At 68.3% G+C, this 24,805-nt stretch carries 24 protein-coding genes, 2 tRNA genes and 1 pseudogene; 22 read left to right on the top strand and 5 right to left on the bottom strand.

Annotated features, from left to right (window positions below; all coding sequences use genetic code 11):
* Positions 1 to 18: 18 nt before the first annotated feature.
* Positions 19 to 357, bottom strand: coding sequence for a P-II family nitrogen regulator (locus OL599_RS10380; protein ID WP_264713657.1), 339 nt, complete (start codon positions 355 to 357; stop codon positions 19 to 21).
* Positions 358 to 674: 317 nt separating this feature from the next.
* Here OL599_RS10380 and OL599_RS10375 point away from each other — a divergent pair, with 317 nt between their 5' ends.
* The 3 genes from OL599_RS10375 (at position 675) to OL599_RS10365 (ending at position 2,887) form a co-directional block, all read left to right on the top strand.
* Positions 675 to 1,856: an aminotransferase gene (locus OL599_RS10375; RefSeq protein ID WP_264713656.1), complete on the top strand. Its 1,182-nt coding sequence runs from the start codon at positions 675 to 677 to the stop codon at positions 1,854 to 1,856.
* A gap of 105 nt (positions 1,857 to 1,961) precedes the next feature.
* A tRNA-His gene (locus tag OL599_RS10370) sits at positions 1,962 to 2,037 on the top strand.
* Between the two features lie 46 nt (positions 2,038 to 2,083).
* Entirely contained in the window at positions 2,084 to 2,887 is an 804-nt protein-coding gene (locus OL599_RS10365) for an aspartate dehydrogenase (RefSeq protein ID WP_264713655.1), read from the top strand.
* A 71-nt stretch (positions 2,888 to 2,958) separates the two neighbouring features.
* Here the strand turns inward: OL599_RS10365 and OL599_RS10360 are convergent, their stop codons facing one another.
* On the bottom strand, positions 2,959 to 3,603 hold the full coding sequence (locus OL599_RS10360; protein WP_264713654.1) for a DUF4412 domain-containing protein: 645 nt from the start codon (positions 3,601 to 3,603) through the stop codon (positions 2,959 to 2,961).
* Between the two features lie 279 nt (positions 3,604 to 3,882).
* Here OL599_RS10360 and OL599_RS10355 point away from each other — a divergent pair, with 279 nt between their 5' ends.
* Together OL599_RS10355 and OL599_RS10350 are read left to right on the top strand one after the other, a co-directional pair.
* Entirely contained in the window at positions 3,883 to 4,725 is an 843-nt protein-coding gene (locus OL599_RS10355) for a transporter substrate-binding domain-containing protein (protein WP_264713653.1), read from the top strand.
* A 9-nt stretch (positions 4,726 to 4,734) separates the two neighbouring features.
* Entirely contained in the window at positions 4,735 to 5,397 is a 663-nt protein-coding gene (locus tag OL599_RS10350; RefSeq protein ID WP_264713652.1) for an amino acid ABC transporter permease, read from the top strand.
* Between the two features lie 61 nt (positions 5,398 to 5,458).
* On the opposite strand, the gene OL599_RS10345 is transcribed toward OL599_RS10350, so the two are convergent.
* Both OL599_RS10345 and OL599_RS10340 read right to left on the bottom strand, forming a co-directional pair.
* Positions 5,459 to 6,646 (bottom strand): M20 aminoacylase family protein, encoded by a 1,188-nt coding sequence (locus OL599_RS10345; protein WP_264713651.1) that lies wholly within the window; start codon positions 6,644 to 6,646, stop codon positions 5,459 to 5,461.
* Positions 6,647 to 6,656: 10 nt separating this feature from the next.
* Positions 6,657 to 7,508 carry an NAD(P)H-binding protein gene (locus OL599_RS10340; RefSeq protein ID WP_264713650.1) on the bottom strand — a complete coding sequence of 284 codons (852 nt, stop codon included), beginning with the start codon at positions 7,506 to 7,508 and terminating at the stop codon, positions 6,657 to 6,659.
* A 160-nt stretch (positions 7,509 to 7,668) separates the two neighbouring features.
* Here OL599_RS10340 and rplM point away from each other — a divergent pair, with 160 nt between their 5' ends.
* The 6 genes from rplM (at position 7,669) to OL599_RS10310 (ending at position 11,814) form a co-directional block, all read left to right on the top strand.
* Positions 7,669 to 8,133, top strand: coding sequence for a 50S ribosomal protein L13 (rplM, locus tag OL599_RS10335; protein ID WP_264713649.1), 465 nt, complete (start codon positions 7,669 to 7,671; stop codon positions 8,131 to 8,133).
* A 4-nt stretch (positions 8,134 to 8,137) separates the two neighbouring features.
* The gene (gene rpsI, locus OL599_RS10330; protein WP_264713647.1) at positions 8,138 to 8,626 is read left to right on the top strand and encodes a 30S ribosomal protein S9; all 489 of its coding nucleotides are present in this window, start codon (positions 8,138 to 8,140) and stop codon (positions 8,624 to 8,626) included.
* Positions 8,627 to 8,743: 117 nt separating this feature from the next.
* Positions 8,744 to 9,577, top strand: coding sequence for an FkbM family methyltransferase (locus OL599_RS10325; RefSeq protein ID WP_264713646.1), 834 nt, complete (start codon positions 8,744 to 8,746; stop codon positions 9,575 to 9,577).
* Between the two features lie 81 nt (positions 9,578 to 9,658).
* Entirely contained in the window at positions 9,659 to 10,630 is a 972-nt protein-coding gene (gene argC / locus OL599_RS10320) for an N-acetyl-gamma-glutamyl-phosphate reductase (RefSeq protein ID WP_264713644.1), read from the top strand.
* Positions 10,623 to 11,177: a gamma carbonic anhydrase family protein gene (locus tag OL599_RS10315; RefSeq protein ID WP_264713643.1), complete on the top strand. Its 555-nt coding sequence runs from the start codon at positions 10,623 to 10,625 to the stop codon at positions 11,175 to 11,177. Before argC ends, OL599_RS10315 begins: the two co-directional genes overlap by 8 nt.
* Positions 11,178 to 11,250: 73 nt before the next feature.
* The gene (locus OL599_RS10310) at positions 11,251 to 11,814 is read left to right on the top strand and encodes a hypothetical protein (protein WP_264713642.1); all 564 of its coding nucleotides are present in this window, start codon (positions 11,251 to 11,253) and stop codon (positions 11,812 to 11,814) included.
* Positions 11,815 to 11,847: 33 nt separating this feature from the next.
* On the opposite strand, the gene OL599_RS10305 is transcribed toward OL599_RS10310, so the two are convergent.
* Positions 11,848 to 13,665, bottom strand: coding sequence for a PHA/PHB synthase family protein (locus tag OL599_RS10305; protein ID WP_264713640.1), 1,818 nt, complete (start codon positions 13,663 to 13,665; stop codon positions 11,848 to 11,850).
* Positions 13,666 to 13,822: 157 nt separating this feature from the next.
* Here OL599_RS10305 and OL599_RS10300 point away from each other — a divergent pair, with 157 nt between their 5' ends.
* The 11 genes and pseudogenes from OL599_RS10300 (at position 13,823) to OL599_RS10250 (ending at position 24,678) form a co-directional block, all read left to right on the top strand.
* Positions 13,823 to 14,788 carry an OmpA family protein gene (locus OL599_RS10300; protein ID WP_264713639.1) on the top strand — a complete coding sequence of 322 codons (966 nt, stop codon included), beginning with the start codon at positions 13,823 to 13,825 and terminating at the stop codon, positions 14,786 to 14,788.
* A gap of 94 nt (positions 14,789 to 14,882) precedes the next feature.
* On the top strand, positions 14,883 to 16,103 hold the full coding sequence (locus tag OL599_RS10295) for an LL-diaminopimelate aminotransferase (protein ID WP_264713637.1): 1,221 nt from the start codon (positions 14,883 to 14,885) through the stop codon (positions 16,101 to 16,103).
* Positions 16,100 to 17,392, top strand: coding sequence for a homoserine dehydrogenase (locus tag OL599_RS10290; RefSeq protein WP_264713636.1), 1,293 nt, complete (start codon positions 16,100 to 16,102; stop codon positions 17,390 to 17,392). Before OL599_RS10295 ends, OL599_RS10290 begins: the two co-directional genes overlap by 4 nt.
* A 14-nt stretch (positions 17,393 to 17,406) precedes the next feature.
* A complete protein-coding gene (gene glpX / locus OL599_RS10285) occupies positions 17,407 to 18,390 on the top strand; it encodes a class II fructose-bisphosphatase (protein ID WP_264713635.1) in 984 nt (327 codons plus the stop codon).
* Positions 18,391 to 18,457: 67 nt separating this feature from the next.
* A complete protein-coding gene (gene recJ / locus OL599_RS10280; protein ID WP_264713634.1) occupies positions 18,458 to 20,176 on the top strand; it encodes a single-stranded-DNA-specific exonuclease RecJ in 1,719 nt (572 codons plus the stop codon).
* 61 nt (positions 20,177 to 20,237) lie between these two features.
* Positions 20,238 to 20,313 (top strand) — tRNA-Glu (locus OL599_RS10275).
* Positions 20,314 to 20,372: 59 nt separating this feature from the next.
* Positions 20,373 to 20,537: a hypothetical protein gene (locus OL599_RS10270; RefSeq protein ID WP_264713632.1), complete on the top strand. Its 165-nt coding sequence runs from the start codon at positions 20,373 to 20,375 to the stop codon at positions 20,535 to 20,537.
* Between the two features lie 78 nt (positions 20,538 to 20,615).
* Positions 20,616 to 21,713 carry a site-specific integrase gene (locus tag OL599_RS10265; protein ID WP_264713630.1) on the top strand — a complete coding sequence of 366 codons (1,098 nt, stop codon included), beginning with the start codon at positions 20,616 to 20,618 and terminating at the stop codon, positions 21,711 to 21,713.
* A gap of 86 nt (positions 21,714 to 21,799) precedes the next feature.
* A pseudogene (locus OL599_RS10260) lies at positions 21,800 to 23,455 on the top strand (efflux RND transporter permease subunit).
* Positions 23,452 to 23,592, top strand: a complete 141-nt coding sequence (locus tag OL599_RS10255; RefSeq protein ID WP_264713629.1) for a hypothetical protein — start codon at positions 23,452 to 23,454, stop codon at positions 23,590 to 23,592. The pseudogene OL599_RS10260 and the gene OL599_RS10255 overlap by 4 nt, the downstream one beginning before the upstream one ends.
* A 66-nt stretch (positions 23,593 to 23,658) precedes the next feature.
* Positions 23,659 to 24,678: an efflux RND transporter periplasmic adaptor subunit gene (locus OL599_RS10250; RefSeq protein WP_264713628.1), complete on the top strand. Its 1,020-nt coding sequence runs from the start codon at positions 23,659 to 23,661 to the stop codon at positions 24,676 to 24,678.
* Positions 24,679 to 24,805: the final 127 nt, after the last annotated feature.

Raw genomic sequence — 24,805 nt, 5'->3', positions numbered from 1 at the left:
GCGCCCGAAGCGATGTTGTCAGATCGCGTCTTCGCCGCGCTCGCCGGTGCGGATCCGCACGACCTCCTCGACGCTGCTGACGAAGATCTTGCCGTCGCCGATACGGCCGGTGCGGGCGGCGTTGACGATCGCCTCCACGGCCCGCTCCACCACATCGTCCTCGCAGACCACTTCGATCTTCACCTTGGGCAGGAAGTCCACGACGTATTCGGCGCCGCGGTACAGTTCCGTATGCCCCTTCTGGCGGCCGAAGCCCTTGGCTTCGACGACCGTGATGCCCTGCAGGCCGACCTCGTGCAGCGCCTCCTTCACCTCGTCCAGCTTGAATGGCTTGATAACCGCCTCGATCTTTTTCATCCGTACCTGTGCGCCCGGACTGCCCCGGGTACCTCCCTCGTGCCAACGAACCGCGCATCCCGCGGACAGGGAAGGCGGGATAATAGGGTTGCATGTTGCGTGCCACCCGGCAATCAGCGGCACATGGCGCCGTTTTCCCGGGGCTTGCACATTGTTTTTGCAGGGGTTCCCGCCTGTTGCTTGGGCGAGCGCTGCCTGTTTTCCGGGCAGGTCAGGCGATATGCGAGCGGCGCGCGGGCGGGCGGCGGTTGAACCACCGGCCCGGGCGACCCATACTGGGCGACCCGATCTGGCACCCATCAAAAGGCTCGCACGCGGTGAAGACTCCGAACTCCCTGCTTTCCAATGTCGGCACGACGATCTTCACGGTGATGTCGGCGCTGGCCGTGCAGCATGGCTCGATCAATCTCGGCCAGGGCTTCCCGGACACCGACGGGCCCGAGGACGTGCTGCGGACGGCGGCCGAGGCGCTGCTGGACGGGCGCAACCAGTATCCGCCGATGACCGGCGTGCCCGAGCTGCGCCGGGCGGTGGCGGCCACCAATGCCCGCTTCTACGGGCTGGAGGTGGACCCCGACAGCGAGGTGGTGGTGACCTCCGGCGCCACCGAGGCGATCACGGCGAGCCTGATGGCCCTGGTGAATCCGGGCGACGAGGTGGTGCTGATCGAGCCGCTGTACGACACCTATCTGCCGGTGGTGCGCCTGCTGGGCGCCATCCCGCGGCTGGTGCGGCTGACGCCGCCGAAATGGGAGCTGCCGCGCGCCGAGCTGGCCGCCGCGTTCGGGCCGAAGACCAAGGCGATCCTGCTGAACACGCCGATGAACCCGACCGGCAAGGTGTTCACCGGCGCCGAGCTCGCCTTCATCGCCGAGCTGCTGCAGAAGCACGACGCCTATGCCATCTGCGACGAGGTCTATGAGCACCTGACCTTCGATGGCTGGAAGCATATCCCCCTGATGACGCTGCCGGGGCTGCGCGACCGCTGCCTGCGCATCGGCAGCGCCGGCAAGACGTTCTCGCTGACCGGGTGGAAGGTCGGCTACATCACCGCACCCAAGGCGCTGGCGGCGGTTGCGGCCAAGGCGCACCAGAACCTGGTCTTCACCACGCCGCCGAACCTGCAGCGCGCCGTGGCGGTGGGGCTGGGCAAGGACGACGCCTATTTCGCGCAACTGTCCGCCGACCTGGCGGCGCGGCGGGACCGGCTGTCCGAGGGCCTGGCCCGCATCGGGTTCACGGTGCTGCCGGTGCAGGGCAGCTATTTCGTGACCGCCGATTTCCGCCCGCTGGGGTTCAACGGCGACGACGTCGCTTTCTGCCGGCACATCACCGAGCAGGCCGGGGTGACCGCGATTCCCGTGACCGCGTTCTACGAGGGCGCGGCGCCCAACCATTTCGCCCGCTTCGCCTTCTGCAAGCGGCCGGAGGTGCTGGACGAGGCGGTGGCGCGGCTGGTCAGGCACTTCGCGCGGGAGGCTGGACGCGCGACCGCCTGACGGCCGCGCCGGCGCGATGCCGTGCGGCATGCACGACATTGACGCGGCAGGGCGCTTCGTCCTAAACGGCCCCCACTGGAAGTCGGGGGGTGATCCCTCTCGATGGCGGGCATAGCTCAGTTGGTAGAGCGCCAGGTTGTGGTCTTGGATGTCACGGGTTCGAGTCCCGTTGCTCGCCCCAGTTTTCCTTCCCTGAATTTCTCGTCCCGACGCATGAGGCCGACACCATGACGCTCACGGTTGCCATTGGCGGGCTGGGCGCGATCGGGCTCGATGTCGCGCGCGCCCTGGATCGGGGCGTGGACGGGCTGCGATTGATTGCGGTCAGTGCCCGCGACAAGGACCGGGCGCGCGCCAATGTGGCCGGGTTCGCCGCGCCGCCGGCGGTGGTGGACCTGCCGGAGCTGGCGCAGGCCGACATCGTGGTGGAGGCGGCGCCGGCCGCGGTGTTCGAGCAGATCGCCGGGCCCGCCATCGCCGCCGGCCGCATTTTCGTGCCGAGTTCCGTGGGCGCGCTGCTGCCGCGCATGCACCTGGTGGAGCAGGCGCGCGCCACCGGCGCCCGCATCGTGGTGCCGACCGGCGCGCTGCTGGGCCTGGACGCGGTGCGGGCCTGCGCCGAGGGCGCGGTGGACAGCGTCACCATCGAGTCCCGCAAGCCGCCGAAGGGGCTGGTGGGGGCGCCGTACCTGGACCAGCACGGCATCGACGTGCTGGCGGTGACCGCGCCGACCGTGATCTTCGAGGGCAATGCCTTCGACGCCGCCGCCGGCTTTCCGGCCAACGTGAACGTGGCGGCGGCGCTGGCCTTGGCCGGTATCGGGCCGCAGCGCACCACGGTGCAGATCTGGGCCGACCCCGGCGTGACCCGCAACATCCACACCATCCGCGTGGAGGCCGCGGCGGCGCGGCTGACCATGACCGTGGAGAACGTGCCGAGCGAGGCCAATCCGCGTACCGGCAAGCTGACGCCGCTGTCGGTGCTGGCCTGCCTGCGCGGGCTGACCTCGACCTTGAAGATCGGCAGCTAGGAGCTGCTGCCGCTGGGGGGGATCTCGTTCGCCGGAGGGTGATCGGTGCAGATAGAAGCACCGAGCGTGGTTCAGCGCGCGGGGACTGCCGGGCGGCCCACACCGGGCGGCATCATGCCCGGCGTCATCCCCGCCGGCAGCTCCAGCTTCCTGAAGTCGGCCGGGGGCTGGAACACGCTGTCGGGCAGTGTGGCGTAGCTGACGGCGGTGGCGGTCACGTGCGTCGGGGCTCCGCCGCCTTCGCTCGATTCGCCGCGCAGGACCACGCCGTCGTCGGCGATGCAGGCGGTGCCGCCATGCGCCGCATCCTTGCGCACCTCCCACACCGTGCAGCGCAGGCCGGCGACTGTGTCCGTGCCCTTGCGGGTGAAGGCCATCTTGTCGTTCAGCGTAAGCATGGCCGTGCGCGACGGGTCGAGGGGAATTTCGGTGTACATGCGCTGCTCGGCCATCACCATGACCACGCGACTGGCGGCCCGGTCCATGAGCATGTAGCCGGGCATGCCTGGAGCCTCCATGCGCATCCGCTTGCCGCCGGCGGCGAGATAGATGCGCATCGTGTTCGGCATGTTCGGGGCGCGGCTGCGGGCGTCGGTGACGTAGTCCACGGTCACGTCGCGGGTGGGCTCGAACGGCGGGTGGTCCTGGGCCGCAGCGGCCTGCAGGCTGGTCCCGACCAGCACGACGGCCGCCAGCCGAGCGGTTGATGCCTTCATCCATGCCTCCCTGAACCGGACGATCGCGCCATGGTCCGGTGAGGCGCATGGAACGTCAACTCACTGTCGTGTTGCCACGGCGATCGTTCCGCCTTGCCTGCGGACGCGGGCCGTGCATGTGTTCACGGGTCACCAGGGTGGTTTCGAGCAGTTCTGCCGCGTCCACCCGCACGACGAGGTGCTCGTCCAGGCGCTGTTTGTATGCCGGCGATATCGATCCGGACAGCGTACGTGCCGGGCATGATTGGGGATGGCCCGCAAACAAGGGGAGGAAAGACGATGACGAACCGACTGTCACGCCGTGGCCTGGCCGGGATCGCGGCACTCGCACCGGTGGCCCTGATCGGCAGCGCGCAGGCGCAAACCGCCAACGAAAGCACCTTCGAGCGGGTGACGCGCACCAAGGTGCTGCGCATCGCCGCCCTGCCGGGCGAATTGCCGTATTTCCAGAAGGACATCACCACCGGCGAATGGTCCGGTGCGGCGATCGACATGGCCAAGGACATCGCCAGGATCTGGGATGCGAAGCTGGAATATGTCGAATCCACCTACGGCAATTCGGTGCTGGATCTGCAGTCGAACAAGGTCGATCTCGCGTTTGCGCTGAACCCGACGCCGCAGCGGGCGCTGTCGATCGGGTTCACCCATCCGATGATCATTCATCCCTTCGGCTGCATCGCGCGCAAGGGCTTCGACCCCAGGACGTGGGACGATATCAACAAGCCCGAGGTGCGTGTGGTCTGCGATCTCGGCTCGCTGCACGAGGTGTCGGCGCGGCGATTCGCGCCGAAGTCGCAGATCACCGCCTTCAAGACGCGCGACGATGCCATTCTGGCGCTGCAGGGCGGGCGCGCGGACGTGGACATCCTCGCGGCCATGCTGGGCCTCACCGCGCTGGCCAAGAACCCCGGCCTGGGCAGCTATCGCCTGCTGACCAATCCGACGGTGGCGCTGCCGAGCAACCTGGGCGTGCGGCGCGAGCCGGACACGCGGTTCCTGGAGGTGCTCAACGCCTGGCTGGACATGAATCGCGGCACCGGCCAGATCCGCGAGTGGATGATCGCGGGCATCGAGAAGACCGGCGCCAGGCGCGCGGACATTCCCGCCGAGCTGTCGTTCTGAGGCGGGTTGATGGGATACGAGTGGAGCTTCGGCTTCCTGTGGCGATACCAGAGGCTGTTCGTCACCGGGATCGAGGTGACTCTCGCTTTCACCCTTGGCACGATCTTCCTGGGCCTGGTGCTGGGGCTGGTCATCGGCATGGCCAGGCTGTCGAAGTCCTGGCTGGTGAACGCGCCGCTGGTGGCACTCATCGAGATCTTCCGCTGCACGCCGTTGCTGGTGCAGATCGTGTGGTTCTACTACGCGCTGCCGGTGCTGTTGGGCGTGCAGATCCCCGCCATCGCCGCAGCCACGATGGTGTTGTCGCTCTATACCGGCGCCTTCTATGCCGAGATCTTCCGCGGCGGCATCGTCTCGATCGAGCGGGGGCAGTGGGATGCGGCGCGGGCCATGGGTTTGCGGCCCTGGTACATGATGCGGCTGGTGATCCTGCCGCAGGCGATCCGGCGCATGGTGCCGCCGTTCATGAACCAGTCGATCATCCAGTTGAAGAACACCTCGCTGGTCTCGACCATCGCGGTGCCGGATCTGTTGTACCAGGGCCAGCTCATCACGGCGGACACCTACCGGCCGCTGGAAGTGTACACCGTGGTGGCGGTGATCTATTTCGTGCTGCTGTTCCCGGCGACGCTGATGGCGCAGGCGTATGAGAAGCGGCTGGCGAAGGCGTAGCCGGCGCAGGTGATGCGCTGGCCCGAAGCGGCGGGGAAACCGGCGCTTCGGGCGGCGTGCCTCAGCGCCGCGGCAGGAGCTGCTCGGCCAGCGTCGCCCAATAGCTGGCGCCCACCGGCAGGACTTCGTCGTTGAAGTCGTATTTCGGGTGGTGCGGCATGGCGTCGTCGGGACCGCGGCCCGCGCCGAGCATGATGTAGCTGCCCTGCTTGGCGTTCAGCATGAAGGCGAAATCCTCGCCGCCCATGGTTGGCTTGGCCATCGGCGCCACCCGGGCATCGCCGGCCACCGCCTGGGCGGCGCGGACGGTGAGCGCGGTGGCGTCGGGATCGTTCACGGTGGGCGGATAGGCGCGGTCGAACATCACCTCGGCCTGGGCGGAGAAGCTTTCGGCGATGCCGGTGGCGAGCTTGCGCACGCCGGCCTCCAGGCGGTCGCCCACTTCGGGCGTGAACCAGCGCGCGGTGCCTTTCATGTGCACCGTCTCGGGGATGACGTTGTAGATGTGGCCGCCGGAGATGTGGCCGATGGTGACGACGCCGCTCTCCACCGGCTCGATGCTGCGGGCCACGATGGTCTGCAGGGCGGAGACGATCTGGGCGGCGACGACGATGGGGTCGATGCCGCGATGCGGGTGGGCGCCGTGCGCGCCCTTGCCGGTGATGGTGATCTCGATATTGGCGACGGCGGCCATGGTGGGGCCGTTGCGCCACAGGAAGCTGCCAGCCGGAGCGGCGGGCCAGTTGTGCATGCCGAACACCATGTCCATCGGGCAGCGCTCGAACAGGCCCTCTTTCACCATGATCTCGCCGCCGGCCAGGTTCTCCTCGGCGGGCTGGAAGATGACGTAGACGGTGCCGTCGAAGTTGCGTGTCTCGGCCAGGTACTTGGCGGCGCCCAGCAGCATGGTGGTGTGGCCGTCATGGCCGCAGGCATGCATCACGCCGGGGGTCTGGCTCGCATGGGCGGCGCCGGTTTCCTCGTGGATGGGCAAGGCGTCCATGTCGGCGCGCAGGCCGATCGCCTTGCCGCCGGCGCCGGAATGGGGGCCGCGACCGCGGATGACGCCGACCACGCCGGTGCGGGCCATGCCGGTGATGATCTCGTCCACGCCGAATTCACGCAGCTTCTCCTGCACCACGCCGCTGGTGCGGACTTCCTGCAAGGCGAGCTCGGGGTGGCGGTGCAGGTCGTGGCGCCATTCCGTCATCTCGGCGTGGAAGTCGGCGATGCGGTTGATGATGGGCATATGCAAGTCCTCAGGATGGGAAGGTGCGGGCCAGCCCTTCCTCCAGGGGAATGGGCCGGACGCCCAGGGTGCCCAGCATCGCGTCGATCGGGAAGGCCTTGTCCTCCAGCAGCCGGCGGATTTCGGCGGCGGTGATGCGCGGCACGAAAGGCAGCAACCCGGTGAGCGGGGCGAGCGCCATCAGCACAGGGGCGGGAACCGGCATGATGCGCGGGCGGCGCTGGCCGGCGGCCCTGGCGACCGCACGGACGAAGTCGGCATAGGGCAGGGGCGCCGGGCCGGCGATGACGACGGCGCGCGGGCCCGGCCAGTCGATTGCCGTGGCGGCGAGGATGCAGCGGGTGACGTCGTCCTGGTGGATGGGCTGGACCAGGGCCCGGCCCCCGCCGGGCAGCGGCACCACGGGCAGGCGGCGCAGCAGGGCGGCCAGGCGCTGCACGTTGTCCTCGCCTTGGGCGCCGTAGATCATGGTGGGGTGCAGCATGACGCCGGACCGCCCGGAGCCGAGCAGCGCCGCCTCGCCGGCCTGCACGCCGATGCCGTGACCGTCCGGCCAGCGCGTGTAGCGGCGGGTGCTGCCGAGCAGCACGAAGCGGGCCTGGTCGGGCGCGGCCGCCAGGATCGCCGCGGTATGGCGGGCATGCGCGCAGGAGACGACCACTCGTGCATCGCCGAGGGCGTCCGCCAACGACAGGCCATCGGTAAGGTCGGCGGCCCGGCGCTCGCCGGGCAGGCCGAGCGCACGCCATTTGGCGCTGTCGCGCACCACAGGGACGTAGGGAATGCCGGAGTCCGCGAGCGTCCGGCACAGCGCCGAGCCGGAACGGCCGGCAGCGCCGATGACGTGAATCCGGTCAGGCATGGTCGGCCGAGTCATCACCCATTATGTCAATATAACGCAATCGAGAGCCTGGTCACAGGCTGCTGGCGGGTTGTGGTATCATGATACCACCACTGGAAACCCTTGACGGAATGCGGTCCCGACGGCATAAGCCGCCGCCTGTTTCAAGGGATACCCCCAGATGAAGACAACCCTCTCGCTGAAGCCCGCGGAGGTGCAGAAGGACTGGGTGCTGATCGACGCCGAGGGCGTGGTTCTTGGCCGCCTCGCCGTGATCATCGCCAGCCGCCTGCGCGGGAAGCACAAGCCGCAATTCACCCCGCATGTCGACTGCGGCGACAATGTCGTCGTGATCAACGCGCAGAAGGTGAAGGTCACCGGCAAGAAGGCCGACCAGTCGGTGTTCTACTACCACACCGGCTATGCCGGCGGCATCAAGGGGCGCAGCATCCGCCAGCGGCTGGACAGCGCGCATCCCGAGCGGGTGCTGGAGAAGGCGGTGGAGCGCATGATCACGCGCGGCCCGCTGCAGCGCAAGCAGATGAAGCACCTGCACATCTATGGCGGCGCGGCGCACCCGCATGACGGGCAGCAGCCCAAGACGCTCGATGTCGCCGCCATGAATCCGAAGAACAGGAGGGGCTGATCCGATGTCCGGAACCCAGACCCGTACGCTCGCCGACCTGAAGGACCTCGCCGTCGCCCAGGCGGTGCCGACCGACAAGCCGAAGGCCGAGCCGAAGCGCGACGCGCTTGGCCGCAGCTATGCCACCGGCCGCCGCAAGAACGCAGTGGCGCGCGTGTGGATCAAGCCCGGCAAGGGCGAGATCCTGGTGAACGGCAAGAAGGTGGGCCAGTATTTCGCCCGCCCTGTGCTGCGTATGCTGATCACCCAGCCCTTCCTGGTGGCCGACCGCTACAACCAGTTCGACGTGTTCTGCACGGTGACCGGCGGCGGCCTGTCCGGCCAGGCCGGGGCGCTGCGCCACGGCATCAGCCGCGCGCTCACCTATTACGAACCGGAGCTGCGCGGCATCCTGAAGGTGGCGGGCTTCCTGACCCGCGACAGCCGCGTGGTCGAGCGCAAGAAGTACGGCCGCGCCAAGGCACGCCGCAGCTTCCAGTTCAGCAAGCGCTGACTGGCGGGACTTTCCTGCGCCGCGAAGAAGGGGTTGCCTTTGGGCAACCCCTTTTTTGTGCCTGCGGCCCGTGGTCTGGTGGCGGACGGCGCGGCACAGCCGCGATTCGGGGGGCCGATGGATCTGCTGGTGTCGCGGCTGGCGAAATGCGGCGCGATCGCGCGGCGGATGCTGGTGCCGGTGGACGGCATCCGGCTGCTGCCGGCTGGTGCCCGGCGGTGGCGCGTGGCGACCGCGGGGCGGTGGGCCGATGTCCGGATGCGGGCGGGGACGACCGATCTGGCGGTATTTTTCCAGGTCTTCGTCGCGCTCGAGTACCGCCTGTCGAACTGGGGTTTCTGGGGCGCCCTGTCGCAGGCCTATGCGCGCATCCTTGCCGACGGGAAGCGGCCGCTGATCGTCGATTGCGGCGCCAATATCGGATTGTCGTCGGTCTATTTCCGCCTGCTGTTCCCCGACGCGCTGATCTGCGCGGTGGAACCGGAGCCCGGAAACGACGCTGCCTTGCGTGCCAACGTGGCGGGGCTGGGCATCGAGGCCCTGAACGTCGCGGTGCATCACCGCCCGGCGGCGGTCCGCATGGTCGATCCCGGCACCGGCCAGTGGGGGTTCCGCACGGTCGAGACGGCGGCGGCGGACGCGGCCGTGCGCGCCGTCTCAGTGCCGGAGATCCTGGCCCTGCCGGCGTTCGCGGGGGCGGTGCCGTTTCTGATCAAGGTGGACATCGAGGGATTCGAGGCGGAGCTGTTCGCGGCGGATTTCGGCTGGATCGACCTGTTTCCGCTGCTGGTCATCGAATTGCACGACTGGCTGCTGCCGGGCCAGGCCAGTTCGCGCAGCTTCGTGCAGGCGCTCGCCGGCAGCGCGCCGCGCGACCTGCTGTTCCGCCGCGAGAGCGTGTTCAGCGTGCGCAGCGACATGCTGCGGCCGGATGGTGCGGCGCGCGGCTGATCCGCGCGCTGGTCAGCCCCATTCCTCTTGCCTTCCGGGTCGGCTACGGAGAACGATGATGCACGAGAGGAGAATTGCGCCATGGCGAACACGGCCACCGGGAGTGTCGGAAAGGTCTTCATCGACGGCGAGGCCGGCACCACCGGCTTGGGCATCCGCGAGCGCCTGCTGCGCGTGCCTGGGGTGGAGCTGCGAAGCCTGACCGCGGAGACCCGCAAGGACCCCGGCGCCCGTCGTGCGATCATGGAAGAGGTGGACCTCGTGGTGCTGTGCCTGCCGGACGCGGCGGCGCGGGAATCCGTGGCGCTGGCCGACGGCCTCGGCAAGCGGGCGCCGAAGCTGCTGGACGCCAGCACCGCCCACCGCGTGGCGCCGGACTGGGTCTATGGCTTCCCGGAAATGGAGCCGGGCCAGGCCGCGCGCATCGCTGCCGCCAACAAGGTGTCGAACCCCGGCTGCTACCCCACCGGCGCCATCGCCCTGCTGCGGCCGCTGGTGGATGCCGGGCTGATCCCGCCCGACTATCCCATCACCATCAATGCGGTCAGCGGCTATTCCGGCGGCGGCAAGTCCATGATCGCCGATCACGAGGGCAAGGGCGGGCCGGCCTTCGAGCTGTATGCGCTGGGGCTGGAGCACAAGCACCTTCCGGAGACGCAGCTCCATACCCGGCTGGCGCGGCGGCCGATATTCGCGCCGTCGGTCGGGCATTACCGCCAGGGCATGCTGGTGTCGGTGCCGCTGCACCTGGACACGCTGCCCGGCAAGCCGTCCGGGCCCGATCTGCACGCCGTTCTGGCGGCGCGCTATGAAGGGGCGCCGCTGGTGCGGGTGGTGCCGCCGACCGCCGACGGCAAGCTGGAGCCGGAAGCGCTGAACGACACCGACATGCTGGAGTTGCGTGTCTATGCCAACGAGGCGCACCGCCAGGCGGTGCTGGTGGCGCGGCTGGACAACCTGGGGAAGGGTGCGTCCGGCGCCGCGGTGCAAAATATCGGCCTGATGCTGGGCCTGACCGAAGTGGCGCGCGCCAGGGAGCCGGAACATGCCTGACCTTCCGCTGGGCCTCTCCGGGCCGCTCTATACGCTGGACGGCGTCAGCCCGAAGGTGGCGGCGGACGCTTTCGTCGCCCCCAGCGCCGCGGTGATCGGCGACGTCGAGATCGGGGCGCTTTCCGGCATCTGGTTCCACTGCGTGCTGCGCGGCGACACCAACTTCATCCGCATCGGCGCCCGTACCAACATCCAGGACGGCACCATCATCCACGTGAATGCCGGCCAATATCCTACGATTATCGGCGACGACGTGACCGTGGGCCACGCCGCCATCATCCATGCCTGCACCCTGAAGGACCGCGCTTTCGTCGGCATGGGGGCGACGGTGCTGGACGGGGCGGTGATCGAGGCGGGCGGCATGCTGGCCGCAGGCGCGTTGCTGACACCGAACAAGCGCATCGGTCCGAATGAGCTGTGGCAGGGCTCGCCGGCCAAGCTTTGGCGGGTGATGGATGCCGAGGAGCGCGCGAAGTTCGACAGGACGGCGGCGCACTACGTCGAATTGGCGCAACGCTTCCGCAACGGCTTGGGCGCAAGGGGATGACAGCGGCGCTGCGCGCGTCCATGTGATGCATCGGTCGGCAAGGAGCGCGACCGGGATTCGAGGGCAGACGGCCATGAAGCGCGTCATCACCCTGATATTGCTCGGCCTTGTTGCGGGCTGCGGATCGCAGGTGACACCCAACCAGGTGAACCTGCCGCCCGACGCACTCAATTACGGCGGCATCGGCGCCGGCTATTCGGCCATCGACTTTGCCGCCTATGTGTTTGCCGACCCCGCCCGCGCACGCGGCCGGCCGGGAGCGGCGGCGGGGGCGGTTGCGTCGCTGGAGTACATGGCAAGCGACATGCCGGGCAATCCGCGCTGGGTGATCATATCGCCCCTGGTGCTCGACGATCTCGTCAGGGCGCGGGCCGAAGTGCGCAACGCGCTGGGCATTTCCCAGGCGGTGCCGGCGCAGACCGTGGTCGACGGGTTGCTCGCCTCGGCACGTGGACTCGACAAGCGTGACGACGCGGCGGTGCGCGCGGCGCTGCAGCCGCCGGTGTTCACCTGGGGGCCGGATCGCACCGTCGAGCGTCTGGCCAACATGCCCTACCTGCAGATCGCCAACAGCGCGACACTGCGGGCGTCCCAGCAGCAGTACGAGCACAACGACCACTGCTTCCTCTGCCGGTGACAGGCGGCACCGGCCGGCCCGGGCCGGCGCGCGTCAGCTCAGCAGCACCTTCACATAGCTGCCGGGCGCATCCTCGACCGGTTGCAGCTTGCCGTCGCCCGGCGCGCGCGCCTTCACCTGGCGCTTGTCGAGCCCGGTGATCCAGCGCTGCCAGTCCGGCCACCACGACCCTGCGATCTCGGTAGCGCCGTGGAACCAGTCCTCGGGTTCCTCGGGCAGATCGGTGTTGATCCAGTGGCTGTACTTGCCGCCGTCCGGCGGGTTGACCACGCCGGCGATGTGGCCGGAGGCGGCCAGCACGAAGCGGCAGGGCCCGCCCAGCAGATGCGTGCCGCGATAGGTGCTCTTCCACGGCGCAATGTGGTCCTCGCGCGTGGACAGGAAATAGGCGGGCGCCTTCACGCGGCGGAGGTCGATCGGCGTGCCGGCAAGGCTGATGCCACCGGGCTGGGCGAGCCGGTTCTCCTGATACATGTTGCGCAGGTAGAAGCTGTGCATCCGCGCCGGCATGCGCGTGGAATCGCTGTTCCAGTACAGCAGGTCGAACGGGAACGGGTCGTTGCCCATCAGGTAGTTGTTGACCACGAACGACCAGATCAGGTCGTTGGCGCGCAGCATGTTGAAGGTCGTGGCCATGTCGCTGCCTTCGAGATAGCCGCGCTTGCTCATCTTCTCTTCGAGCATCTTCAGCTGCTCCTCGTCGATGAAGACGTTGAGCTCGCCGGATTCGCGGAAATCCATCAGCGTGACGAAGAACGTGGCCGACCTGATGCGGTCGTCGCCGTCGGCCGCCATCCAGGCCAGCGTCGAGCCGAGCAGCGTGCCCCCGAGGCAGTAGCCGATGGCGTTCACCGCGGTCTCGCCGGTGGCGGCCTCGATCGCGCTGAGCGCATCGAGAACGCCCTCGCGCATGTAGTCGTCGAAGCCCTTCTCGGCCAGGTTCGCGTCGGGATTGACCCAGCTGACGATGAACACGGTGTGGCCCTGCGACACCGCCCAGCGCACGAAGCTGTTCCGCGGCCGCAGGTCGAGGATGTAGTACTTGTTGATCCAGGGCGGCACGATCAGCAGCGGTCGCTTCAGCACCTTCTCGGTCGTAGGAGTGTACTGGATCAGCTGCATCAGGTCGTTCTGGTAGACCACCTTGCCGGGCGTGACCGCGATGTTCTCGCCGAGCCTGAAGGCCTCCATGTCAGTCATCTTGATGCGCAGGTTGCCGCGGCCGCGCTCGAGGTCGGCGAGCAGGTTGTTCAGGCCCTTGATCAGGTTCTCGCCGCCGGTCTCGGCGGTCTTGCGCAACACTTCCGGGTTGGTGAGGAGGAAGTTGCTGGGGCTCATCGCGTCGATGAACTGGCGGGCGTAGAAATCGACCTTCTGCGCGGTCGGCGCATCCAGTCCGTCCACCTGGGTGACCACGTCCTGCACAAAACGGGCGGAGAGCAGGTAGGACTGCTTGATGAAGTCGAAGACTTCGTTGTCCTTCCAGGCGTCGTCCTTGAAGCGGCGGTCCTTCGGGTCGGCGCTGATCACCGGGGCGGTGTCCATCCCCATCATGCGCCGCGCGGTGTTCTGCCAGAGCGACATGTAGTCCTGCCAGAAGCCGATCTGCGCCTGCACCAGCTTGGCGGGGTTGGCCATCAGCCGGGCGGTCATCTCCATGAAGGCGCGGCTGATGTTCAGCGGGTCGGGACTGGCGAGTCCTTCCTCCGCCTGGCGCTTCAGCCATTCGCCGACGATGCGCTGCGAACGCTCGGCGATGTCGGCCATCGAGCGGCCGAGCTCGGCAGGGTCGGGCAGCTTGAACGTGCCGGCCTCCTCGTTGCCCTGTGTCGGCTTCTTCTCGTCGGCCATCGGTGGCGTCCTTTCCGTCGGAGCCTGCACACTGCTACATGTGCCGCGCAAAGGATGCGGCGCAAGCCGGGAGCGGGTCCGACCTATGGCAATTGCAGGCAAGTATCGTGTTACAGGGCTGCCCGATACCGTTCAAGAGAGCCTCGGAAGGGGCCTGATGCGCGCGCGGCTCGCCGGCTGCATCGCCGGCTGCCTGGTCCTTGCCGAGTGCTCGTCGCCGGCCTCGCTGAACCCGGTGGAGTGGTGGCACGACCTGGAGGGCGGGCGAATCGCCTCGACCCGGCCGCCGCCGCCGAATGCGGACGCGCCCTATCCCAACCTCGCCTCGGTGCCGTCGCGGCCCGCGGCGATCGATGCGGCGGCGCGCGGCCGGATCGCCAACAGCCTGGTCGCGGACCGGGCCAACGCGCAGTATGGGGCGAGCATCGCGCCACTGACCCCGGCGGGCGCGCCGCCGCCACGCCCGCCGGCATCCGCGGCGCCGCAGGGGGATATGAGCGCGTCCCTGGACGCGGCATCGAAACCCCCCGCGCCCCCCGCGCCGCCCGTGGCCGCGCCAACGCCGACATCCGCCCCGCCGCGCCGTGCACCGGTCGGAGCGGTGGCGGCAGCGCCGCTGGCCGCGCCACCCGCGCCGGCGCCTGCCGAGCCGGCGCCAACCCCGACAGCCGCCGCGGCGGGCGCAGCGGCAGCAGATGTCGCGGCGTTTCCTGGGATTCCCGACCGTCCGCCGCCACCGCCGTCGATTGCCGGTGCCGGCGTCCCCGCCACGACCGTTCCGACGCCGCCGCCGCCGACCCCGCCGGCTCCGCCGGCACCGCCACTGGCGCCGGGTGAGCCGGTGGCAGTGCCGTTCCCGGCCGGCTCGGCCGTGCTTCCGGCTGCGGTACAAGGGCAGTTGAAGACGCTGGCGCAGCGGCGTGGCAACGCGAGCATCGCCGTTGCCGGCTATGGCGAGGCGCTATCGAGCGAGCCGGCCGACCAATCGGCCGCGCTGCCGCTGGCGCTCGAACGCGCGCACGCGATCGCCAGCGTCTTGCAGGCCGCCGGCGTGCCGGCCAGTGCGCTGCACATCACCGCGGAGGCGGCGGGGCGTGGTGGCGTCGCGCGGATCGCCGATTGATCCCCGACCCGGTTCGCGCCCAGACCTGGGCCAGGCATTGCCAGACTCGCGCGACTCGGCTCTCTAGGCCCCATGTGTGACGGACCCGTTCCCAATGCCTGAAGAGTTCCACCGCATCCGCCGCCTGCCGCCCTACGTCTTCGCCGAGGTCAACAAGGCCAAGGCGCAGGCGCGTGCCGCGGGCGAGGACATCATCGACCTGGGCATGGGCAACCCTGACAGCCCGACGCCGCCGCATATCGTGGCCAAGCTGGTCGAGGCCGTGCAGGATCCGCGCACGCACCGCTATTCTGTCAGCCGGGGCATCGCCGGCCTGCGTCGCGCCCTGGCGGGCTACTATCAGCGCCGCTTCGGCGTGCAGCTGGACCCGGAGACCGAGGTGGTCGCGACGCTTGGGTCGAAGGAGGGGCTGGCCAATCTGGCCGCCGCCATCACCAGCCCCGGCGACACCATCCTGGTGCCGAATCCGTCCTATCCCATCCACCAGTTCGGCTTCATCATTGCCGGCGCCTCGGTGCGCAGCCTGCCCGCGACGCCCGATGACGACATGCTCCAGGCGCTCGATCTGGCGGTGCGGCACTCGGTACCGAAGCCGACCGCATTGATCGTGAATTTTCCTTCTAATCCAACGGCATATCTGGCGGACTTGGAGTTCTACAAGCAGGTCGTCGGGTTCTGCCGCAAGCACGGGATCTGGATCATGTCCGATCTCGCTTATGCCGAGATCTATTTCGGCGACAAGGCGCCGCCGTCGATCCTGCAGGTGGAGGGGGCCAAGGACATCGCCGTGGAGTTCACCAGCCTGTCCAAGACCTATTCAATGCCCGGCTGGCGGATGGGTTTCGCGGCGGGCAATCCACGGCTGATCACGGCGCTGACGCGGATGAAGTCGTATCTGGACTATGGCGCGTTCACCCCGATCCAGGTCGCGGCGACGGCGGCGCTGAACGGCCCGCAGGACTGTGTGCAAGCGATGCGTGACTTGTATCGCGAACGTCGGGACGTGCTCGTCCGAGGCCTGCAGGCGGCTGGGTGGGACGTGCCAAGCCCGGAAGGCTCGATGTTCGCCTGGGCGCCGATCCCGCCGCGCTTCGCCCATCTGGGCAGCGTCGCATTCAGCAAACTGCTGCTCGCCCGCGCGAAGGTGGCGGTGGCGCCGGGCATCGGCTTCGGCGAACATGGCGACACGCATGTGCGCATCGCGCTGGTGGAGAATACTCACCGGCTGCGCCAGGCGCTGCGCAATATCCGTGGCTTCCTGCAGGCGGACAATGCCTCGCCGGCCGAGCCCGCCTCCCAGGGAGACCATTCATGACCCGTCCACTCTCCGTCGGGATTGCCGGCCTGGGCACGGTCGGCACCGGCGTGCTGACGATGTTGCGCGAGAACGCGGACGTGATCGCGGCCCGCGCCGGCCGCTCGATCGCCGTGACCGCCGTGTCCGCCCGCGACCGCACCCGCGACCGCGGCATCTCGCTGTCCGGACTGCGCTGGTACGACGATCCCGTGGAGCTGGCCGCCGATCCGGCCGTGGACGTGGTGGTGGAGGTGATCGGCGGCTCCGACGGACCTGCCCGCGCTTTGGTGGAGGCGGCGCTGGCGGCGAAGAAGCCGGTGGTGACCGCCAACAAGGCATTGCTGGCCGTGCACGGGGCCGAGCTTGCGGCAATGGCGGAGCAGACCGGCGTTCCGCTGGCCTTCGAGGCGGCGGTGGCCGGCGGCATCCCCGTGATCAAGGCACTGCGCGAGGGCCTGGCGGGCAATCGCCTCAGCCGCGTGACCGGCATCCTGAACGGCACCTGCAACTACATCCTGACGGTGATGCGCGAGCGCGGCCGCGAATTCACCGAGGTGCTGCACGAGGCGCAGAAGCTTGGCTATGCCGAGGCCGACCCGTCCTTCGACGTGGACGGCATCGACGCCGCGCACAAGCTGGCGATCCTGGCTGCCCTCGCATTTGGCCGCCCCGTTGCATTCGATGCCGTGTATGTCGAGGGCATTCGCCAAGTCTCGGCGGTGGACATCGCCTTCGCCGGGGAACTCGGCTACCGCATCAAGCTGCTGGGCATCGCACGGCGCACCGATGCCGGCATCGAGGCGCGGGTGCATCCCTGCATGGTGCCGCTTTCGGCGCCGATCGCGCGGGTGGACGGGGTGTTCAATGCCGTCGTGGCAGAGGGCGATTTCGTCGGCCGGGTGATGCTGGAGGGCCGCGGCGCCGGCGCCGGCCCGACTGCGTCCGCCGTGGTGGCCGACCTGGTGGACCTCGCGCGCGGCCGGTTCACGCCGGTCTGGGGGGCCGGATCGGGGGCATTGTCGGATGCGCCGTCGGTGCCGATGGCGGCGCATGTCGGCGCCTATTACCTGCGGCTGATGGTGGTGGACCGCCCCGGGGTGATTGCTGACGTGACCGCGGTGCTGCGCGATGCCGGCGTGTCGCTGGAGAGCATGCTGCAGCACGGCCGCAGCCCCGGCGAGGCGGTGCCGGTGGTGCTGGTGACGCATGAAACCGGAGAGGCGGCGATGCGCTCAGCGTTGGCCCGCATCGCCGCGCTGGACGCCGTGCTGGAAGAGCCCGCGTTGATCCGCATCGAAACGGCCTGAAGAGAGGAGTCCGCATGAGCACGAAGCTGGAACAGGTCACCGACCGCAACCTCGCACTTGAGCTGGTGCGCGTCACCGAGGCCGCGGCCTTGGCCGCCAGCCGCTGGATGGGGCTTGGCAAGAAGAACGAGGCCGATGGCGCCGCGGTCCATGCAATGCGCCGGGCATTCGATACGGTGGCCATCTCCGGCACCGTGGTGATCGGCGAGGGCGAGATGGACGAGGCGCCGATGCTGTATATCGGCGAGCGGGTGGGCGCCGGCGGCCCGGCCATGGACATTGCGGTGGACCCGCTGGAAGGCACCACGCTGACCGCCAAGGGCGGGCCCAATGCCCTGGCCGTGGTGGCTCTGGCCGAGCACGGCAACTTCCTGCACGCGCCGGACATCTACATGCAGAAGATCGCGGTCGGCGGCGGGTTGCCGGAGGGCGTGGTGGATATCGACGCGCCGGTGGGCGAGAACCTGCGCAACCTGGCGCTGGCCAAGAAATGCGAGGTGTCCGACCTGGTTGCCTGCATGCTGGACCGCGAGCGGCACGCGGAGCTGATGGCCAAGACGCGCGAGGCCGGCGCGCGCATCATGCTGCTGAGCGACGGCGACGTGGCCGGGGTGATGGCGACGGCACAGCCGGAGGCCGGCGTCGACATCTTCATGGGCTCCGGCGGCGCGCCCGAGGGCGTGCTGGCCGCGGCGGCGCTGCGCTGCATCGGCGGGCAGATGCAGGGGCGTCTTCTGTTCGAGGATGCGACGCAGATCGAGCGCGCGCGCGGCATGGGCGTCACCGATCCCAACCGCACCTACAGCATCACCGAAATGGCGCGTGGCGACGTGATGTTCGCGGCGACCGGCGTTACCACGGGCGCAATGCTGCGCGGCGTGCGGCGGTTTGGCCACGGCGCCGTGACGCATTCGGTGGTGATGCGCAGCAAGTCCGGCACCGTTCGCTACATCGAGGCGCACCACAACTTCGCGACCAAGACCTGGACCGAAAACTGAGGTGGGGGCTTCGGGCACCGGTGCGCCAGTCCTGGGCGTCGCCCAGAGCCTGACCGGCCGGCGTTGGGTGTGGCGTGAAGCCGAGGACCGGGTGAGCCTTGGGATCGCCCAGCGGCTTGGCGTGCCGGAGATTCTGGGGCGCCTGCTGGCCGCGCGTGGCGTGGGCATGGAGGGAGCAGGCGACTTCCTGGAGCCGACCCTGCGCGCGTTGCTGCCCGATCCCAGCGTGATGGCCGACATGGACGTGGCGGCCGAGCGAATTGCCGATGCCGTGCGCCGTGGCGAGACGGTGGCGGTGTTCGGCGACTACGACGTGGACGGCGCCTGCAGCGGCGCGCTGATGGCGACATTCCTGCGCAGCCTGGGCTGCCGCGTGCTGTCGCATGTGCCGGACCGGACGGCCGAGGGCTACGGGCCCAACGTGCCGGCGCTGCGCTCGCTGATCGAGCGCGGAGCGACGCTGATCCTGTGTGTGGATTGCGGCACCGCCGCGGGCGATGTGCTGGGCAGCGTGCGCGGCCAGGCCGACGTGGTGGTGTTGGATCACCACAAATCCGAAGGGCCACCGCCGGCCGTGGTGGCGACGGTGAATCCGAACCGCCTCGATTGCGACTCCGGCCTGGGGACGTTGTGCGCCGCGGCGATCGTCTTCCTGACCGCGATCGCGACCGTGCGCGCCTTGCGCCGGACCGGGTTCTTCTCCGGTCGTCGCGAGCCGGACCTGCTGGGGCTGCTCGATCTGGTGGCGCTGGCCACGGTATGCGACGTGATGCCGCTGACCGGGCTCAACCGCGCCCTGGTGACGCAGGGGCTGAAGGTGATGGCGCGGCGGGAGCGGCCAGGGATTGCCGCCCTGCTGGAGGTGGCGCAGGCCAAGGACCGGCCCAATGCGATGACACTGGGCTTCGCGCTCGGCCCGCGCATCAATGCCGCCGGCCGGATCAGCGAGGCGGATCTGGGCTTGCGGTTGCTGCTGTGCGAGGACCCTGTGGAGGCGCGGGGGTTGGCCGCCACGCTGGACGCGGTGAACCGGCAGCGCCAGGCAGTGGAGGCGTCGATGCTGGACGCGGCCCTGCAGGCGGCCGAGGCGCAGCTTGCTGCCGGACACGCGGCGGTGCTGGTGAGCGGGGCGCAGTGGCACCCCGGTGTGGTTGGCATCGTTGCCGGGCGTATCAAGGAACGTTTCAACCGCCCGGCCTGCGTGGCGGGTATCGCCGACGGGATGGCCAAGGGGTCCGGGCGGTCGGTGGGAGGGCTGGATCTGGGGGCGGCGGTGATTGCGGCCCGTCAGGCCGGCATTCTCGCCACCGGCGGCGGGCACGCGATGGCGGCCGGGTTCTCGCTGGCGGAGGCGCAGCTGGCGGCCTTTCACGGTTTCCTGGATACGCGGCTGGCCGACGCCGTACGGCTGCCCCCGGCGGCGGACCTGGCGGTGGAAGGCACGTTGGCGGTACCGGGCTGCACGACGGAGCTGGCGTCGCAGATCGGCCGGCTGGCGCCGTTCGGGAACGGCAACGAGGAGCCGGTGCTGATCCTGCCGCGCACGCGTGTGGTGCGAGCTGACCGGGTGGGCCGCGAAGCCGCGACCATCCGGGCCTTCGTCGAGGGCGAGGGCGGCGGCGGGCGGCTGAAGGCGGTGATGTTCCGTGCCAAGGAGGGACCGCTGCCGGAGGCGCTGCTGGGGCGCGACAGGCTGCCACTGCATCTTGCGGGGCACCTGCGCGCCGAGGAGTGGAACGGGACGGTGTCGGCCAGTTTCATCATCACGGACGCGGCGATTGTGTGACGGGGCCACCGTGTTGGGCTTGACCCCCGGGACGCCCTCGGCTACCCAGCGCGCGGTCGCAGTCCCGTTCGTCTAGAGGCCTAGGACACCGCCCTTTCACGGCGGTAACAGGGGTTCGAATCCCCTACGGGACGCCAATCTTTCTTGTTTTTTGGTCCAATTCTGGCCCGATGTCCCCCCAAAGGGGCGGTGGACCATGGCGCGCACGAAATCCAAAGAGAACTCGCTCGACCCGGCGACGGGCAGGCCGCTGCCACTGGGTGTCGCCTATCGCGGCCCCTACCAGTATCGTGCCCGGAAGCTGATCGACGGGACCCGGGTCACCAAGACATTCGAGACCGCCAAGGTTGCTCGAGAGTAGCTTGACGACGCGGCCACCGCGATCCGCAAAGGGGAGTACGTAGACCGTCGATCCCTGGACAAAGTTAAACTAAAGGAATTGGTCCAGAGCTTCGTCGACCAACGGATGCAGGACGGCGGCTTGCGGCGCGGCGCTGAGGAGGACCGCCTTGGGCACATCCCGGCAATCCTCGGCGATTTCATCGCCGACGTCGTCCTGTCGAAGCTTACCTCGAAATCCGTGGTGGGCTTCAGGGACCGCCAGCAGTCGCTCTACGCCCCGAGTACGGTTGTCAAGCGCCTGAACCTACTCGCGACAGTGCTGAATTGGGCAAGGAAGGACCCGTGGTACTTGCCGCTGGCCGTGAACCCAGCGTCGGCGGATTTGGTCGAGCGGCCCTCGGATGCAGATGCGAAGCGGGACCGCAGACTTCTAGTCGTGAGCCGCGCCCAATTGAGGCATGCGGCCGCCCGCGGCGAGGAGCCGCCGAAGAACGAGGAGGAATACCTTTACGATGCGGTAGCACGGTCAGAGAACAAGTGGGACATTTGGCTAGTGAAATGGGCGATTGCCCAGGCAATGCGTCAAGGCGAGTCGTTCGCACTCCGATGGCACGACGTCGATCTTGACGCGAAAATTGTGACCGGTCGCGGCCGGCACAACCGCGGCACCAAGAATGCGAAGCACCGGAAGGAGCGGGGGCCCGAGTTGCGTCCGTTAATGCCGCAGGCGATCGCCGTGCTTGAGGCCGTCATGCCGGTTGGTGGCCTGCAGCCATCTGCGCTGGTTTTTCCTGCTGGGAGCCAGATGGCGTTCAGAGTGCGGTTCGCCCGCCTGCTGGCGCGAGCGCGCGTGAGGCATATCCCGGCCCCGCTGAAGGAACTCGGGTATCTCAGCGACCTCACGTATCACGACCTGCGCCACGAGTCGGCGAGCCGTCTTGCGGAGATCTACAAGAATCCTTTGGACCTCATGCGCATCACCGGTCACCTCGATCTGAAATCGCTGAACCGGTACTACCAGCCGAATCTTATACACGGCTCGCGGAACTTGCAGTCGCCTGAACCAATTGAGCAACGCAGCGTTGCCGAGCTGCCCCCCTTGTTCGTGCCGCCCGTGACCACGTTCAGGCGTCAGAGATCTCCCGCTCAGCCCGTACCCTTTGCGTATCCTTCCGGCGAATGCCGTGAGATGTAGCAGCTCAGGCGGCCGCTAGGTCGGGGAATTGGGTGCGCCAGTGCCACGGCAGCAGTTCGTGCAGGCGCGACGCCGGGTGATCGGCGATTAACGCACGGTTCAACCGGTTTCGCGACTTCTATGGCTGGCTGCTCGCCGGCATCCTACGCCGACGGATACTGATACCTGTCGTGGCCGCGACCGTAGTGGTCGGCGCCGGCGCGCTCTCCCTCTTCGTCGGCACCGACTTCTTTCCGGGTGTGGACGCGGGCCTGATACAGTTGCATGTCCGTGCGCCGGCGCGTACGCGCATCGAGCGGACTGAGCAGATCTTCCAGGCGATCGAGGACAACATCCGCGAGCAGATCCCGGCCAACGAGCTGCGGCTGATGCTCGACAACATCGGCCTGCCGCAGCGCACGTACAACCTCGCCTTCACCGACGGCAGCACGATCGGGGTGAACGACGGTGTCATCCAGATCGAGCTCGCCGAGGGCCACCGGCCGACCGCGGAGATCATCCGTAAGCTGCGCAGTGAGCTGACGACAGCGTTTCCGTACGTGCAGTTCTACTTCCAGCCCGCGGACCTAGTGACGCAGGTGCTGAATTTCGGTGTGCCGACGCAGATCGACGTGCAGGTGCAGGGACGCGACCGCGAGAACAACAAGCGGATTGCGGCACTGCTGCAGCAAAGGATCGCCGCCGTGCCGGGTATCGTCGATGCACACGTGCAGCAGGAGCTCGACGCGCCCGAACTCTCCTACACGATCGACCGCACGCGGGCGCAGCAGTTGGGCTTGAACATGCAGGAGGCCGCCAACGACCTCAATATCAGCCTCAGATCGTCGGAGCAGGTCTCGCCCAACTTCTGAACCGATCCGAAGAACGGCATTCCGTACTATTTCGCGGTGCAGACGCCGGAATACCGGATTTCGAACAAGACCCAGCTCGACAACACGTTGGTCGCCAGCAGTTCCAGCGTCAACGGCACGCCGATCCCCAACATGCTCGGCAACATTGCCGAAGCGAGGCGTGTTGCTGTTCAGTCCGTCTACAACCAGTCCAATATCCAGGCGGTCTACGACGTCTATGGCAGCGTGCAGAATCGCGATCTCGCCAGCGCGGCGGCAGTGATCCAACGGATCGTCGACGAGGTCGCGCCGCAGCTCAAGCCCGGCAACCACATCGTTATCCGCGGCCAGATCGAGAGCATGCACGCAGCTTGCGGCAATTTGACGATTGGTCTGCTGTTCGCCGCGGTGTTCGTCTACATGCTGATGGTGGTCGACTATCAGAGCTTCCTCGATCCCCTGGCCGTGGTGCTCGCGCTGCCGGGTGCGGGCGCCGGCATACTGCTGATGCTGTTCGTCACTGGCACGACGCTCAGCGTGCCCTCGCTGATGGGCGCTATCATGGCGGTCGGCGTTGCCTCGGCAAACTCGATCCCGCTGGTGACCTTCGCGCGCGAGCAGCGGCAGACCGGAATGAGCGCATTCCAGGCGGCGTTGTTCGCCGGCACGACACGACTTCGCCCCGTGCTGACGGCCGCCGCCGCGATGATCGTCGGCATGACGCCGATGGCAATCGGCGGCCCGGGCGAGGAACAGAACGCCGTGCTCGCGCGCGCCGTTATCGGCGGGGTGATAGTCGGCACCATGACTACGCTGCTGTTCGTGCCCTACCTCTATTCGGTGATCGGTCGTTTTGAGCAGAAGGAAGCCGAACTACCTGCGTCCCTAACGTATCAAGGATCGTCGCCATGACCTATATGCCCGTGCAGCCGGAGGTTCGAGAGGACCCGCAGCAAACCCCGGACGAACTTCGGCGGCGGCGGATCGCCCGAAGGCTTGGTCTTGGTGCAGTCGCCACCGTTGCGCTGCTGGTCGGCGTTGGCGCCTGAAGTCACGCCAGCCGCGAAGCAGGGACGGTCGCGGCGCTGGAGGTGCAGCGGAACGCGGTGCCAATCGTGCGCACGGTGACCGTGAAGGCCGAAACGGGGCCGCGGACGATCGAGCTGCCGGGTAATATGGCGGCATTCGACAGCGCGACGCTCTATGCCCGTGCCACCGGCTATATCAGCTTCCGCGATGCCGATATCGGCAGCAAGGTGCACAGAGGCGACGTGCTCGCTGTGATCGCGGCGCCCGACCTCGATCAGCAGCTCGCCCAAGCGAAGGCACAGCTGGCGCAGTTGCAAGCGGCGGTCGGCCAAGCCGAGGCGAATGCCGAACTGGGCCGCGTCACCGATGCGCGCACGTCGCGACTCGTCGCCCAGGGCTGGTCGAGCCGACAGCAGGGCGACCAGGACCGGCTCAGCTTCGCCTCCAGCAAGGCGGCGCTGGCGGTCGCGCAGGCGAACGTGGTGGCGCAGCGCGCCGCCGTCGATCGGCTGCAGCAGCTTGCGGCTTTCGAGCAGGTCACGGCGCCGTTTGACGGCGTGATCACGAGCCGGAAAATCGACGTTGGTAGCCTCGTCACCGCCGACGCGGCGAGCGGAACGCCGCTATTCTCCATCGCGCGAACGGACGTGCTGCGTGTGCAGGTATACGTGCCGCAGAGCGGCTACTTCGGCATCGTGGACGGCGATCGCGCGACGCTCCCGATTCCGGAGCTGCCGGGCCGCACGTGTGTGGGCAAAGTGGCGCGCAACGCGCAGGTACTGGCCGACTGCACGCGCACGCTGCTTGCGGAAGTCGTTGTCGACAACAAGGACGGCACGCTGACGGCTGGCCTCTATGGCATCGTTCATCTGCAGGTGCATCGCGCGAATCCGGTCGTGCTCGTGCCCTTCCAGGCGGTGATCTTCAATGCCGCGGGGCTGAATGTCAGCGTCGTCATTGATGGGAAGGTGCAGCTTCGCCAGCTTGACCTTGAGGCAGACGGCGGCGTCGTGGTGGAGGCGCGCGACGGACTGAAGCCAGGCGATCAACTTATCCTCAATCCACCGATCAACCTGACCGAGGGGATGCGCGTGCGAACGAGTTAGACTCGCCCCGCTCACTCACGGCAGCAGCAAATGCGATCCAGAGCCATCCAAGCGGCAGCGCGACAGCCGCCCCTGGCTCAATGCCACGTCTGCCTCGCGCAGCTTGCCGATGATCTCCTCCGCCGGC

The organism is Limobrevibacterium gyesilva (assembly GCF_025989185.1).
Classification (GTDB): Bacteria; Pseudomonadota; Alphaproteobacteria; order Acetobacterales; family Acetobacteraceae; genus Limobrevibacterium; species Limobrevibacterium gyesilva.
The sequence above is the reverse complement of the archived record's forward strand: the minus strand, read 5'-3'. Positions and strand labels throughout refer to the sequence as shown.

Excerpts from the sequence above, each read along its gene's own strand:
- OL599_RS10295 (WP_264713637.1), top strand. The coding sequence starts at position 14,883 with ATGCCTGAAGAGTTCCACCGCATCCGCCGCCTGCCGCCCTACGTCTTC.
- OL599_RS10325 (WP_264713646.1), top strand. The coding sequence starts at position 8,744 with ATGGATCTGCTGGTGTCGCGGCTGGCGAAATGCGGCGCGATCGCGCGG.
- rplM (WP_264713649.1), top strand. The coding sequence starts at position 7,669 with ATGAAGACAACCCTCTCGCTGAAGCCCGCGGAGGTGCAGAAGGACTGG.
- OL599_RS10355 (WP_264713653.1), top strand. The coding sequence starts at position 3,883 with ATGACGAACCGACTGTCACGCCGTGGCCTGGCCGGGATCGCGGCACTC.
- OL599_RS10270 (WP_264713632.1), top strand. The coding sequence starts at position 20,373 with ATGGCGCGCACGAAATCCAAAGAGAACTCGCTCGACCCGGCGACGGGC.
- rpsI (WP_264713647.1), top strand. The coding sequence starts at position 8,138 with ATGTCCGGAACCCAGACCCGTACGCTCGCCGACCTGAAGGACCTCGCC.
- OL599_RS10345 (WP_264713651.1), bottom strand. The coding sequence starts at position 6,646 with ATGCCCATCATCAACCGCATCGCCGACTTCCACGCCGAGATGACGGAA.
- OL599_RS10290 (WP_264713636.1), top strand. The coding sequence starts at position 16,100 with ATGACCCGTCCACTCTCCGTCGGGATTGCCGGCCTGGGCACGGTCGGC.
- OL599_RS10380 (WP_264713657.1), bottom strand. The coding sequence starts at position 357 with ATGAAAAAGATCGAGGCGGTTATCAAGCCATTCAAGCTGGACGAGGTG.
- OL599_RS10365 (WP_264713655.1), top strand. The coding sequence starts at position 2,084 with ATGACGCTCACGGTTGCCATTGGCGGGCTGGGCGCGATCGGGCTCGAT.
- OL599_RS10310 (WP_264713642.1), top strand. The coding sequence starts at position 11,251 with ATGAAGCGCGTCATCACCCTGATATTGCTCGGCCTTGTTGCGGGCTGC.
- OL599_RS10340 (WP_264713650.1), bottom strand. The coding sequence starts at position 7,508 with ATGCCTGACCGGATTCACGTCATCGGCGCTGCCGGCCGTTCCGGCTCG.
- glpX (WP_264713635.1), top strand. The coding sequence starts at position 17,407 with ATGAGCACGAAGCTGGAACAGGTCACCGACCGCAACCTCGCACTTGAG.
- OL599_RS10305 (WP_264713640.1), bottom strand. The coding sequence starts at position 13,665 with ATGGCCGACGAGAAGAAGCCGACACAGGGCAACGAGGAGGCCGGCACG.
- OL599_RS10255 (WP_264713629.1), top strand. The coding sequence starts at position 23,452 with ATGACCTATATGCCCGTGCAGCCGGAGGTTCGAGAGGACCCGCAGCAA.
- OL599_RS10350 (WP_264713652.1), top strand. The coding sequence starts at position 4,735 with ATGGGATACGAGTGGAGCTTCGGCTTCCTGTGGCGATACCAGAGGCTG.
- OL599_RS10300 (WP_264713639.1), top strand. The coding sequence starts at position 13,823 with ATGCGCGCGCGGCTCGCCGGCTGCATCGCCGGCTGCCTGGTCCTTGCC.
- argC (WP_264713644.1), top strand. The coding sequence starts at position 9,659 with ATGGCGAACACGGCCACCGGGAGTGTCGGAAAGGTCTTCATCGACGGC.
- OL599_RS10360 (WP_264713654.1), bottom strand. The coding sequence starts at position 3,603 with ATGAAGGCATCAACCGCTCGGCTGGCGGCCGTCGTGCTGGTCGGGACC.
- OL599_RS10315 (WP_264713643.1), top strand. The coding sequence starts at position 10,623 with ATGCCTGACCTTCCGCTGGGCCTCTCCGGGCCGCTCTATACGCTGGAC.